The sequence below is a fragment of the Streptomyces sp. PSU-S4-23 genome, from assembly GCF_055632315.1.
On sequence record NZ_JBVMUU010000002.1, the window covers coordinates 4037255 to 4050230 of the forward strand.

The window sequence follows — 12976 nt, forward strand, 5'->3', positions numbered from 1 at the left end:
CGGCACACCCGCCGCCCGTCAACGGCGCGTCGCGCCACGTCGCGTCGCGCCACGTCGCGTCGCGTCGCTCAGGCCGCGCCGACCTCGGTCCCGGCCGCCTCCAGGCGTGCCTCCGCCGCCGGCTCCTGAGCCGGGAGACGGCCCATCAGCGCCCCATACCCGACCGCGGCGCCCGTACCGACCACCGCGCACAACCCCCACAGCCACACGGCGCCGAACCGGTCGATGACGAAGCCGGACAGCAGCGGGCCGACCAGGGCGGCCACCGACCACGACAGGGTGTACATGCCCTGATAGCGGCCGCGCCCGTGCACCGGGGAGAGGCGCACGACGAGACCGGTCTGGGTCGGCGCGTTGACGATCTCCGCCAGCGTCCACACGCACACCGTCAGCACGAAGACGCCGACCGACCCGGCGAAGGCGGTGAGCCCGAAGCCGTACCCCGCGAGCAGGGACGAGACCACCAGGAGCCGGCGCGGGTCGCGGTGCTCGATGACACGGGTGACCGGGATCTGCAGCACGACAATCAGCACGCCGTTGACGGCGATCGCCATACCGTAGTCCGCGGGTGTGAACCCGGCCCGGCCCATCGCCACCGGCAGGCCCACGTAGGCCTGCTGGAAGATGAGCGCGACGAGGAAGCACAGACCGACCACGCTCATGAAGCGGCCGTCGCGCAGGACGGTGCCCAGACTCACGTCCGCGGCGGTCTCCTTGCCGGCCCGCACCGGCCGCGACTCGGGCAGCTTCACGAAGACGACGACCGCGCAGAGCATCGTCATCCCCGCCTCGATCATGAACCCGGCGAGATAACTGACCTCGGCGACGAAGCCCGCGGCCGCGGAGGAGACGGCGAAACCGAGGTTGATCGCCCAGTAGTTGAGGGAGAAGGCGCGGACCCGGTCCTCGGGCCTGACGATGTCGGCCATCATCGCCTGCACGGCGGGGCGGGAGGCGTTGGCCGCCATCCCCACCAGGAAGGCGACGGCCGCGATCGCGACCGGGTCGCTCATGAAGCCGAGCACGGCGACGGAGAGCGCGGTGGACGACTGGGCGACGAGAAGGGTCGGCCGCCGCCCGAGCCGGTCGGTCATCACGCCCGCGCCGAGGGAGGAGATCACACCGCCGAGCCCGTGCAGCGAGGCGACGAGGCCGGCGTACGAGGCGGAGTACCCGCGCTCCAGGGTCAGGTACAGGGCCATGAAGGTGGCGACGAAGGCGCCCAGCCGGTTGACGAGCGTGCTGGTCCACAGCCACCAGAACTCGCGTGGGAGACCGGAGACGGTCTGCCGGGCAGCGTGTTTGAGGGTGGCGAGCGGCATGAGAGGTCCCCCACGGATGTAAGTGGCTCAAGCGGTATCCACAACTTACGAGCACCGGGCTCCCGGCGGCCACCCGATTAACAGATGCCGTCAACCGACGCACGGCCGAGCGGGCCGACGTCCGCCAGGCGGGCACGGGCGCGAGCGATCAGGGGGTTCGATTACGCTCGGGGCCATGGCCGACGCACCGTACAAGCTGATCCTCCTCCGCCACGGCGAGAGCGAGTGGAACGCGAAGAACCTGTTCACCGGCTGGGTGGACGTCAACCTGAACGAGAAGGGCGAGAAGGAGGCCGTCCGCGGCGGTGAGCTGCTGAAGGACGCCGGCCTGCTGCCTGACGTGGTCCACACCTCCCTCCAGAAGCGCGCGATCCGCACCGCGCAGCTCGCGCTGGAGTCCTGCGACCGGCACTGGATCCCCGTCCACCGCTCCTGGCGCCTGAACGAGCGTCACTACGGTGCCCTCCAGGGCAAGGACAAGGCGCAGACGCTCGCCGAGTTCGGCGAGGAGCAGTTCATGCTGTGGCGCCGGTCCTACGACACCCCGCCGCCGCCGCTCGAGGACGGCACGGAGTGGTCCCAGTCCGACGACCCGCGCTACGCGTCGATCCCGCCGGAGCTGCGCCCCAGGACCGAGTGCCTGAAGGACGTCGTCCACCGCATGCTCCCGTACTGGTACGACGGCATCGTCCCGGACCTGCTGGCGGGCCGCACGGTCCTGGTCGCGGCCCACGGCAACAGCCTGCGGGCCCTCGTCAAGCACCTCGACGGCATCTCGGACGCCGACATCGCGGGCCTGAACATCCCGACGGGCATCCCCCTGTCGTACGAGCTGGACGCCGACTTCAAGCCGGTCACCCCCGGCGGCACCTACCTGGACCCGGAGGCGGCCGCGGCAGCGATCGAGGCGGTCAAGAACCAGGGCAAGAAGAAGTAGGGTTTGTGATCATGCCCCTGACCTGCGCGGGAAGCGCGGGTCAGGGGCATTTTCATGCTCTGGAACCTCCCTGGAACCAGAGCCTTTCGGGCCCGGTCTCGGCTGTTGGCCGGTGCACGCCGGCGTGGCCAGTCGGCCGCCCGCCCTTTGGCTCGCTCCGCTCACGGTCGGCGGCCGTGGCACATCAGCCCCCGGCGTCATCTCCCGGTGCGGTACGCTCTCGCGGCCCACGGCCATGTAGCGTGCGGAAATGACGAGAAGCGAGCGGCTCGCGGAGCAGTTGGACCGGCACTGGCGCAAGAACCTGCGGCCGCGGCTGGACGGTCTTACCGATGAGGAGTACTTCTGGGAGCCGGTGCGCGGCTGCTGGAGCATCCGCCCACGTGGCACGTCGGCCGCACCGATGTCGGCAGGTTCGGGGGAGTGGACGATGGACTCCGCGTCCCCTGACCCGGTGCCGGCGCCGGTGACCACGATTGCCTGGCGGCTGGCACACATCATCGTCTCGTGCCTGGGCTATCGGGTCGGATGGCACTTCGGCGGCCAGGACGTCGACTCCCAGACATTCGCCTACGCGGGGACCGCTGACGAGGCGCTGAAACAGCTCGATGAGATGTACGGGAGATGGAACGCGGGGGTCCGCGCGCTCTCGGACGCTGACCTGGAGAATCCGCCCACGGTGGGTCCCGAGCGGTTTCCCATGGAGGGCATCGTCCTGCACGTCAATAGGGAGCTGATCCATCACAGCGCTGAGATTTCCCTGCTGCGCGACCTCTACCGCTGGCAGGACGGAGCCGTACCGCACCGAATATGACTTTTCGGTAGCTTACGTGGACTCCGTGACGCTCCGAATGGAGATGCTGCCCGCACAGGCCGCTGCGACCCGCAGGCGCTCAAGAAGGTCTGGCACTGCCGAGACTGGCGCGTGGGTGCTGCTGCTCAGCGCCTCGTCTCGTACCTGGTCAGGACCACGCCGCCGGGAAACGTCCGCGTCTCCACCAGGTTCAGGTTCACCCAGCTGTCCAGCGCGGTGAAGAACGGCGTGCCGCCGCCCACCAGGACCGGATGGGCGGCGATCGCGTACTCGTCGATCAGCCCGGCGCGCATGGCCGCCCCGGCGAGCGTTGCGCCGCCGATGTTCATTGGGCCGCCGTCCTCGGCCTTGAGCCGGGTGATCTCGGCGATCGCGTCGCCGGTGACCAGGCGGGTGTTCCAGTCGACCTTGTCGATCGTCGAGGAGAACACCACCTTCGGCGTGTCCCGCCAGTTCCGCGCGAACTCGATCTCCGCCGGGGTGGCGTTGGGCTGCTGGTCGCCGGTCGGCCAGTAGGAGCTCATCGTCTCCCACAGCTTGCGCCCATACAGCGACAGGCCACTGGCCTGCTCGTGGTCGAGCCACCACTGGAACAGCTCGTCGCTCGGCGGTCCGCTCCAGCCGATGTCGTCGCCGGCCGCGGCGATGTAGCCGTCCAGGGTCAGGTTCATGCCGTAGATCAGTTTCCGCATGGCCCAGCCTTCCGTCCGTGGGTGTCCGGCGTATAGACCAGCGCGGCGCGGGAAACTCATCGGTGCGCGATCTGGGCTCGCCGGTAGCCCTCGTGCTCGGGGCTCAGCGTGGTGTACTCGGCCGACTCGGACGGTGCCTGCTGCAGATGCAAGTCACGGCGCGATCGCTGTCTCGCAGGGCATCTCGGTGTTTCCGTTCCTGTGGTCGCAGGAGGCTCAAGCGGATCTTGCGGCCACCAGTCGCTGCGCCGTGCCGATGCGTGAAGTCCTCGGAGTCGCCGCTGACTTCGCCGGGCAGATGGGCCCGGTCGATCCGGGATTCCTCGGTGCGGTACAGGTGGAGGTCATGGCGCTTCCCCCTGTTGATCTCGGAGGGGTAGGCAGGCCAAGGCCGACGGCAGCGCCGTTGCGGGGCCTGCGGTTAATTTGGGCGAGCTTGTCCCCGGCGCCGGCGAGGCTGACACGGAGTCCTTCGACCTCACCGAGCCGGCCTTCGCGCTCGGCCTCCGCGATGCGGGCGTGAAGGTTGTCGCGGATCTCCACCAGACGATCGCGTTGGGCGGGGCCGGGCCAGAGCATCGGGCAGCGGACGCAGGCTTCTCTGAACTGACTGGGTGTTTGGTCCGTGGGATGGTTCCGGAATACGCCAGAGACCTGCCTTCTGCCACCGGCAGAACACCGGCCCGACCGGGCTCGACGATCACTACAGTCCAGGCTCATGACGACGGTTACAACGCGCACGATCGAATACGCGGCCGACGGCCTGACGATGATCGGGCACCTCGCGCTCCCGGCCGGTGTCGACCGACGGCCGGTGGTCTTGGTCGGGCCCGAGGGGGTGGGGCTCAGCGATGTCGAGCGCCGCCGGGCCGATGCGCTCGCCGAGCTGGGATACGTGGCGCTGGCCTTCGACCTCCACGGCGGGCGCTATTTGGGCGACCCTGAGGAGATGCTGGCCCGTTGCATGCCGCTGCTCGCCGACCCCGACCGGATGCGAGGCATCGGCCACGCGGCGCTCGACGTGCTCCGCGCCGAGCCGCGGGCCAACCCGGACCGGGTCGCCGCCGTCGGCTACGGCACCGGGGGCGCAATCGCGCTGGAACTCGGGCGCGACGGCGTCGACCTGCGCGCGATCGCGACAGTCAACGGACTGACCACGGGCCGACCAGGCGAGACGGCGCGCATTCACTGCCCGGTGTGGGCCGGGGTCGGGTCGGAAGACCCGATCATGCCGCCCGCGCAACGGGACGCATTCACCGCCGAGATGCAGGCTGCGGGCGTCGACTGGCGCCTCGTGGTCTATGGCGGCGCCTTGCACGCCTTCCATCACCCGCCGGTCGACCACACCGTGCTCCCAGGGGTCGGCTACCACCCGCAGCACGCGCAGCGAGCTTGGCGGGACATCGTCGACCTGCTCGCCGAGTGCCTGCCCATAACGGAGTGATCTGGTCGGCAACCACGATCCTGGACCGCAACCAGCCGGTCGAACGGGGCTTTTCGCAAACGCCGCGAGCGTGCGTGCCGGACGCCGCTGCGCAGGCGGGGGTTTGTTCACAGGCTCTGACTGAGTGGCTTCGCCGCAGTGGTGAGCAGGGAGCAGCGGGGACTGCGCCACGGATCCGCCGAGGTCGGAACATCGTTCCGCCACCGATCAGCGCGGCCCGGTCGGTTGGCTGACCCACCGTCGTGGCCGACTGTCGTCGGCTGAGGTTCAGACGGACCGCATCCAGGGCGCCCCGCCGTCAGCCGAAGCGGCCCCTGCACCCGGCGGGGGCGCTCCCGACGGGCAACGGCAACAGACTGAGGGGTCGCCTCTACGAGACCCGTCGAGTAGCGCCGCCTCTCAGCCACCCCAATTCTCGACGTGTTCCCGTAGGTGGTTGGCGAGTTCGGGCGGATGGAGTTCGAGCGCTCTCACGACTGACGCGTCCAACGCGACTCGCACCGGCGAGTGCCGATCGTGGCACCGATCTCTTCCATCACTTCGCGGCGTAGAGCCGCTTCAAAGTCGGCGTCCTCAGCGTCAACGCCCCCACCGACGGTCGTGTGGTAGGAGGCGCCGCCCGGCCATCCTCGGCGCAGGAACACCAGCTGACCGCCATCGAACAGAACCGCTCGAACGTTGTGACGGACCTTCATGTACGCGACGACAGTGCGCCCACCCCGGCGAGGAGACAGCAGTTCGGGACGAAGGAGTCCGCAGACCCGTTCCCGGCACGAGGCAGGCCCGACCGGTCACCGGTCATGTCCCACGGGGTGGTGTAGTCAGGGCAGCTGTTTCGGTTCCGGTTGTGGGGTGATCTGCGGTTCGGGTTCGGTCGGCTTGGTGGTGAAGAGCTCGGCCATGGAGGCTTCGGAGAGGTAGCGGCGGTCGAAGACCTGCCACTCGTCGTGGAGTTCGGCCAGCACCGCGGCGGCCAGCCGGTCCAGGGCGGTGGGATTGGGGAAGACCTGGACAACATCGGCCCGCCGTTTGATCTCCCGGTTCAGCCGCTCCAGCGGGTTGGTCGACCATATCTTCTTCCAGTGCGCCGGCGGGAAGTCGGCGAATGCGGTGATGTCCACCGCCGCATCCAGCAGCATCGTCTTGACCTGTGGGAACTGCCGCCCGAGCATGTCGGCGACCACGTTCAGCTGGCTGCGCACCTGCTCGCCGGTGGTCTGCGCGAAGATGGTGCGGATGGTGGCGGCAACCATCTCCCCAGAACCCCTCTCGATCACCGAGAACACGTCCCGGACGAAGTGCACCCGGCACCGTTGCCAGGCCGCGCCGAGGAAGACGGTGCGGATCGCGGCCACCAGCCCGCTGTGGCTGTCGGAGATCACCAGCTGGACGTTCTCCAGGCCACGGGCCCGCAGCGACCGCAGGAACTTCGTCCAGAACGGCTTCGACTCACTGTCGCCGACCATCAGCCCGAGGATCTCCCGGTGCCCCGTGGCGGAGATCCCGGTCGCGATCACCACGGCCTGCGATGCGATCCGGTGATTCACCCGCGCCTTGCAGTAGGTCGCGTCCAGGAAGACGTACGGGAAGACGGTGTGATCCAGCGGCCGCTCCTTGAACGCGGTCAGCTCGGCGTCCAGCTCGCCGCAGATGCGGGAGACCTCGGACTTGGAGATCCCGCTGTCCGCCCCCAGGGCTTTGACCAGGTCATCGACCGAGCGGGTCGAGACACCGTGCACATATGCCTCCATCACCACGGCGAACAACGCCCGGTCTATCCGCCGCCGGCGTTCCAGCAGCGACGGGAAGAACGACCCGCTGCGCACCTTCGGAATCTTCAGGTCCAGGTCGCCGGCCTGCGTGGTCAGCAGCCTCTCCCGGTGTCCGTTGCGCCAGGTCGTGCGCGTCTCGGAGTGCTCGCGCGGCGCGGCACCGATCACCTCGGTGGCCTCGGCCTCGATCAGCTCCTGCAGGATGCGCTCGCACACCACCCTGATTGCTTCAACTCCCTCGGCCCGACGTAGTGACTCCAGCAGCCGCATCAGCTCAGACTGGGACAAGGCCATCGCGTGCTCCTCCGGTCGAACTGCCCGTTCACCAGAGAGACTTGCGCGATGGCCTGCCCTTGTTCAGGGAGCATGCACCGCCAACGGATGCACGCCCCCGGGCAGACACCCGCGCGTTCCGGAACCCTGCCCGACTACACCACTTCACGGGACGCGATCCGGTCACCGGCCCGATGAGCACTCGCGTCGGCGCTGCGGCGGGTGGGATTGCGTCGTCTGCACCTGCGGGGTGCCCCGTCCGGTCAGGCAATGGTTGGACATCGTCTGGTCGGTCCCGTCCGGCGATGGCCCCGCGACAATGACTTGCCCGTCCTCGCCGTCCTTCCCTCTCCTTCCGTCATGCCCCCTCCTGCCGTGATGACCGTCCCTCCCGTCCCGCCCCGCTCTACCTGTCGGGCCGGCAGGTCCGGGCGGACCAGAGGGACCGGAGGGGCCGGGCGGCCCCGGGGGACCGTGCTCGATGCCGTTCGCCTGGAGGTCGATGCGCCGTGCTCGGAGTTCGTCGATCTGCTGTTGGTGGGCGACGAGCACAGCTGACTGCGCAACGACCACGACACTCAGCACTGCGCCGAGCACAGGGCGGCGCCGCGGGCTACGCAACGCCTCATTCACGCCTCTCACGCTGTTCCTCACGCTGTGTGACCGAGACAGTGTAAACGGCGAGTCCTCGGGGGAGGTGGACCACCGCGTCGAGTGTCTGCCCCAGGGCGACCTCGAACGCCCCGAGGCCGCCGATCCCTGCACGGAGGCACTGAAGCACGTCACGGGCGAAGCCCAGGCGAGCACGCGGAACAGTATTCACTTGCCCAAGGCGCGACTTCGGCACCCCGAGGGCAGAAAACCCTCCGCGGTGCATGACGGAGGAGCTGCCAGGGAGCGCCCCGACCCTGCATTCCCGCTACGGCCGAGGTCTAGGTCTAGCCGACCCCGGCGGAACGAGAGCATCCTGGCCGTTCTGGCCGTTCTGACCATCCTGCCCGTTCTGCCCGTCCTGCCCGTCTTTCCCGTCCGTCCCGTCCTCACCTGGTGGGCCGAGGGGGCCGGCCGGACCGGGAGGACCGGAGGGGCCGGACGGACCGGGGGGACCAGGCTTGAGGTGTTCTCGCAGGTCGACGGGCTGTGTCTGCAGACTGTCGATCTGCATTTGCTGGGCGATGAGTGCAGCCGACTGCGCTACGAGCGCGACGGCCAGCACCACGCCGAGCACAAGAGGGCGCCGCGGGCGCAGCGCTTCAATCACGCTTCTCACATCGCCCCTCACTTTGTGTGACGGCGAAAGTGTAAGGGACGGGGATTCAGGCGAGGCGGAGCACGTCGAGTGTCGGCGGCACATCCGGCCAGGCCGGGCCCGCCTCCGGGCCGCGCGAGGCAGCCCAACCGGGAGCCCAGCCGATCAAGCCTCCCGCCTGCGGGTTCTCCATCGAGGGGGTTTCGGACGCTGCGCACCCCCCAGAGCGTCACGGCGGCCAGGGCAGGCCGCAGGTGAGCGGCGGAGACAGATGCCGAGCGGCACACCACCCGGCCGGCGGACCTGATGTGCCGTCGGCGTTCATGTCCGGAAGTCTAGACTCCGTCACCGGCACTTTTACCCAAATTTGCCCTTTTTGTTCCGACGGGGACAGGGCCACCTGTGCGACGGAGGAGGCGGGATGCGTCACCGCTCCGGCAGGACCTGCTGGAAACGCTTCGCCGTTGTCCTCCTCTCGGGTCTGGTCGCCGCCACGGCTCTCGGTATCGGCATGGCCCAAGGAGCGCTGGCCGCGTCGTTCTTCATCTCCGGCCAGAAGTTCCAGATCGCCGCGGACACGCTGCGCGCCCGTGGCCAGAGCATCTACCCCGTGATCGACGTGGCCAGGAAGGGCACGCTCGTACCGGTCGTGGTCCAGGGGTTCCGGCATGCCCGTATCAGCGGGCTGTGCACATCCGTGGAGGTCCCGATCCCGGTGCTGGGTTCGTACACCCTGGTGCTCACCGGGGGAGAACGGCGCCAGGTCGAGGCGACGAACCTGTTCATCGACGCGACCTCCTTGTCGGCCGGTGAGTCGATCTCCCAGAACATCGACCTCGGCGTGGCGGCGGGTGCGGTCAGCAAGGGACCGGTCAGCCCCGGGGACAGGCACTCGCGGTTCTTCGACCCCAACGCCTTCGCGTCGCAGGCGGAGACGGTCTTCCTCAAGGACGTGCGCGTGACCTCGGTCGCGGTCTCGGCCAGCACGTTCAGCGTTCCCGGCCTCAGCCTGCGGCTTGAGCGGGGTCGTCGTAACTGCTTCTGACCCCCACAGGGAGCACACGTGTTCTTGGATTCTCTCGGCAGAGGCAGACGCTCGGGACCACCCCCCACGGTCGTCGGCGTCCGACGCGGATTCAGGGTCTGGCGGGGCGAACGGCCCTTCTGGGCAGGGCTGTTCACGTTCACGGCGGGGCTGCCCATCATGTACGTCCCTTACGCGCACCTGTCTCTGGACGGAGTCGTCCTGGCGCTGGCGACCACGTCCGGGGCGGGTTCCCTGATCATCGGGGTTCTGCTCATGGTCCTGGGCGTCTCCCTCTGGTTCCAGCAGCAGGTTCGCATGTTCGCCGGGATCGCGGCCCTGCTGCTCGCCCTCGTCTCGTTCCCCGTCGCGAACTTCGGGGGGCTGTTCCTCGGGCTCTTCTCCGGTCTGGTCGGCGGTTCCCTGGCCTGTGCCTGGACCCCGCCCGCGAGCGGCGCCGAGTCGCAGCCGCCCCGCGCCGACGCCGATCGGTGCCATCGGTGCGATCGGTGAGATCGGTGCGATCGGTGAGGTCGGTGAGGTCGGTGAGATCGGTGAGGACATACGGCCTGTCGTCAGCATGGCCGGGAGGTGCGGGAACCGTCAGGAGGGGGTCTTCGGCGGGCCGGTGGCGTGGCTCGACGAAATCCCTCCGCAGCGAGCGCGTCAGGCGTAGGTCCACCGCCACGCGTTCGAGCGGTACGTGCACTTGATCCGTGCGCCGCTCTCGGTGGTCGTGACGGCGCCGTGGTCGCTGTTGCGGCAGTACTGCCCCGCCGAGTAGCAGTTCCCCGCGTTGGAGACGATCGAGCAGGTGCCGATGCCGTCCTGGCCGCTGCTTCCGGTGTCGGCCGCCTCGGCGGTGGCCGTCCTGGTGACGGTGACCGTCGGACCGGGCCTGGCCTCGGCCTTGACGGTCTCGGTGACGGTCGGGCCGGGCCTGGGCGTGGCCGTCACGGTCGCGGTTACGGTCGTGGCGGGCTTGACTCCGGCCCCGACGGGCTGCTCTTCGCTGTTCCCGGCGCCGGCGATGAGCGCGCCCGCGAGGAACAGGCCCGAGCCGCCGAGCCACACGCGCTTGCGCTTGCGGAGCGGGCGGGTGTCGGGCCGGCGTGGCGCCGGCGGCATGGGTGTGGTGTACGGATCGGCCATCTCGTCCCCCCAGCGCGATCGGGTGGAGCGACCGTAGTGCCCGGCGGGACGGAATGTGGAGGGGTCGTGTGAGAGGTGACCGTTCTGTGATTGTCGCCGTGTCGGCGCTCCGCGCAGCGGCCGTGTGCCGCTGCGTCGTGTCGGGCGATCAGCGGCACTTGCGGTGGTGGCATGTGGTTCGGGTCGTCGGGGTGTGCTGGGTGGTGGTCGGTGTCTTCTTGCCGGTGCTGCCGGGGCGTTTGCCGGGGGGCGTGGACGCGGACGGTGAGGGGGCGCCGGGTTCGTCGGTGCCGTGGCCCAGGGGGGCCGGTGCGGGGAAGGGGACGTCGGGCAGGCCGGCGAGGGCCTGGCGCATGTACTCGGCCCAGATCTCGGTGGGGATGTCGCCGCCGAACACCTTCTGCAGGCCGCCGACGCCTATCAGGGACTGCAACTGCGGATTCTTCGGGTCCTCTCGGAAGAGGACGACGGAGGTCGCGAGTTGGCGGGTGTAGCCGACGAACCAGGCTGAGCGGAAGTCGTCGGTGGTTCCGGTCTTGCCTGCCGCGGTCCTGCCGAGGGCCTGCGCCTTGGTGCCGGTGCCGCGGGCGATGACGCCCCGGAGCACGTCGGTCACGTTGTCGGCGACCGCCGCCGGCAGGGCCCGTACGGGGGCGGGGGCGGTGAAGCCGGGCAGTGCCGTGCCGTCGTGGGTCACCCCGGTCACCGAGTACGGGGTGGTCTGCGTCCCGCTGGCGGCGAAGGTCGCGTAGACGCCCGCCATCCGGATCGCACTGGGGGTGGAGGTGCCGATGTAGAAGCCGGCGCTGGAAGCGGCGAGGCTGCCGGGGCGCAGGCCGAGGGCTTCCGCCGTCTTCGCCACGTTCCCGTAGCCGACGTACTCCCCCAGTTGCACGTACGGCGTGTTGACGGACTGCTCCATCGCCTTGCGCAGGTCGATGTAGCCCCAGCGCTGGTCGGTGTCGTTGTGCTGGTGGAGGAGCCCGGTCGGGTCGTTGGTGTCCGTGACGTAGTTGCCCTGCTGATCCTTGATCTTGATGCCGTCGTCGCCGTTGAACGTGCTGGCCGGGGTGATCGGCTGCGGGGCCCGGCCCGGGCTCAGTACGGCTCCGTGCTGGAGCGCGGCGGCGAGGACGACGGGTTTGAAGGTCGAGCCGACCGGGACGCCGGAGGTGTCGGCGTTGTCGGAGTAGTGGGCCTGGTCGTAGCCGGAGCCGCCGTAGACGGCCAGGATCCTGCCGGTCGTGGGCTCCACCGAGGCGGCTCCGACCTGGACGTCCCGGTCGACCGGCCGGTGGGCGGGGTCGAGCCGTTCCTTGCGCACCCGTGCGACGGCCCGGGACAGTTCCGCCGTCTTCTTCCTGTCGAAGGTGGTGTGGATCTGGTAGCCGCCCCGGCTCAGGCTGCTGTCGGTGATGGCCGGGTTGTGCGCCTCGGCGTACGACTTGGCGAGCTGGACCAGGTAGCCGGTCTGGCCGGTGAACCCCGAACCGGGGGTCCACTTCCTGGGCACCGGGAAGCCGTCGGCCGCGTAGCGGGCCCGCTGCCCGGGCGTCAGTCTGCCCGTCGTCACCATGCGGTCGAGTACCCAGGACCAGCGTGCTTCCGCCCGTGCCCTGGCGGTGGGTTCGGAGTCCGCGTACTGGAAGAGGCTCGGCTCGTTGACCGCCGCGGCGAGAAAGGCTCCCTGGCTCGCGTCGAGCTTCTCCACCGGGAGGTCGTAGTACATGCGGGCGGCGGCCTGGATGCCGTTGGCCTGGCGGCCGAAGAAGCAGGTGTTCAGGTATCCCTGGAGGATCTGCTGCTTGGTCATCACGGCGCCGATCTTCGAAGAGATCAGCAGTTCCTTGAACTTGCGTGAGATCGTCTGCGACTGGTCGAGGTAGGTGTTCTTGACGAACTGCTGGGTGATCGTCGATCCCGACTGGACGGAGCCGCCCTCGGCCATGTGGACCAGGGCGCGGAGGATGCCTTCCGGGTCGATGCCCGGGTCGGTGTAGAAGGACGAGTTCTCCGCGGCGATGAAGTCCCACTGCACATCCGCGGGCACCTGCGAGAGGCTGACGTTCTGCCGGTTGATGCTGCCGTCGGTCGCCAGGACGGTGCCGTCGGACCAGTAGTAGACGTTGTTCTGCAGCAGCGTCGAGGGATTCGGGTCGGGGATGGTGACCGTGGCGTAGGCGTACCCGATGGCCGCCGCGGTGCCGCCGAAGCAGAGCAGGAAGAGCGCCAGCAGCTGGCGCACCGACGGCAGCCAGCGGCGCGGGCCCGTCCTGCCCCCGCGCGGGTAGTCGATC

12 protein-coding genes are annotated in these 12976 nt (G+C 69.3%); 6 read left to right on the forward strand and 6 right to left on the reverse strand.

All coding sequences use genetic code 11. The annotated features are described in order from the left end of the window. Positions 1–68: 68 nt before the first annotated feature. The gene (locus ACZ79I_RS18455) at positions 69–1322 is read right to left on the reverse strand and encodes an MDR family MFS transporter (protein WP_471498613.1); all 1254 of its coding nucleotides are present in this window, start codon (positions 1320–1322) and stop codon (positions 69–71) included. Between the two features lie 175 nt (positions 1323–1497). Between ACZ79I_RS18455 and ACZ79I_RS18460 the strand changes: the two genes are divergently transcribed. Both ACZ79I_RS18460 and ACZ79I_RS18465 read left to right on the forward strand, forming a co-directional pair. Beyond that, a complete protein-coding gene (locus ACZ79I_RS18460) occupies positions 1498–2259 on the forward strand; it encodes a phosphoglyceromutase (RefSeq protein WP_471498614.1) in 762 nt (253 codons plus the stop codon). 250 nt (positions 2260–2509) lie between these two features. Next, the gene (locus ACZ79I_RS18465) at positions 2510–3073 is read left to right on the forward strand and encodes a DinB family protein (RefSeq protein ID WP_471498615.1); all 564 of its coding nucleotides are present in this window, start codon (positions 2510–2512) and stop codon (positions 3071–3073) included. 125 nt (positions 3074–3198) lie between these two features. Here the strand turns inward: ACZ79I_RS18465 and ACZ79I_RS18470 are convergent, their stop codons facing one another. Then, the gene (locus ACZ79I_RS18470; RefSeq protein ID WP_316763753.1) at positions 3199–3765 is read right to left on the reverse strand and encodes a dihydrofolate reductase family protein; all 567 of its coding nucleotides are present in this window, start codon (positions 3763–3765) and stop codon (positions 3199–3201) included. Positions 3766–4483: 718 nt separating this feature from the next. Here ACZ79I_RS18470 and ACZ79I_RS18475 point away from each other — a divergent pair. Continuing rightward, a complete protein-coding gene (locus tag ACZ79I_RS18475) occupies positions 4484–5209 on the forward strand; it encodes a dienelactone hydrolase family protein (RefSeq protein ID WP_471498616.1) in 726 nt (241 codons plus the stop codon). A gap of 470 nt (positions 5210–5679) precedes the next feature. On the opposite strand, the gene ACZ79I_RS18480 is transcribed toward ACZ79I_RS18475, so the two are convergent. Together ACZ79I_RS18480 and ACZ79I_RS18485 are read right to left on the reverse strand one after the other, a co-directional pair. Next, entirely contained in the window at positions 5680–5904 is a 225-nt protein-coding gene (locus ACZ79I_RS18480) for an NUDIX domain-containing protein (RefSeq protein WP_471498617.1), read from the reverse strand. A gap of 126 nt (positions 5905–6030) precedes the next feature. Further along, entirely contained in the window at positions 6031–7275 is a 1245-nt protein-coding gene (locus ACZ79I_RS18485) for an IS256 family transposase (RefSeq protein ID WP_471496683.1), read from the reverse strand. Between the two features lie 1096 nt (positions 7276–8371). Between ACZ79I_RS18485 and ACZ79I_RS18490 the strand changes: the two genes are divergently transcribed. From ACZ79I_RS18490 to ACZ79I_RS18500, 3 genes are all read left to right on the forward strand, one after another. Then, positions 8372–8545, forward strand: a complete 174-nt coding sequence (locus tag ACZ79I_RS18490) for a hypothetical protein (RefSeq protein ID WP_471498618.1) — start codon at positions 8372–8374, stop codon at positions 8543–8545. Between the two features lie 379 nt (positions 8546–8924). After that, entirely contained in the window at positions 8925–9548 is a 624-nt protein-coding gene (locus ACZ79I_RS18495; protein WP_471498619.1) for a DUF6230 family protein, read from the forward strand. Positions 9549–9566: 18 nt separating this feature from the next. Continuing rightward, positions 9567–10040, forward strand: coding sequence for a DUF6114 domain-containing protein (locus tag ACZ79I_RS18500; protein ID WP_471498620.1), 474 nt, complete (start codon positions 9567–9569; stop codon positions 10038–10040). A gap of 153 nt (positions 10041–10193) precedes the next feature. Here ACZ79I_RS18500 and ACZ79I_RS18505 read toward each other — a convergent pair whose 3' ends face one another. Beyond that, the gene (locus tag ACZ79I_RS18505; RefSeq protein ID WP_471498621.1) at positions 10194–10679 is read right to left on the reverse strand and encodes a hypothetical protein; all 486 of its coding nucleotides are present in this window, start codon (positions 10677–10679) and stop codon (positions 10194–10196) included. 148 nt (positions 10680–10827) lie between these two features. Then, entirely contained in the window at positions 10828–12924 is a 2097-nt protein-coding gene (locus ACZ79I_RS18510) for a transglycosylase domain-containing protein (RefSeq protein WP_471498622.1), read from the reverse strand. Between the last annotated feature and the right edge of the window lie 52 nt (positions 12925–12976).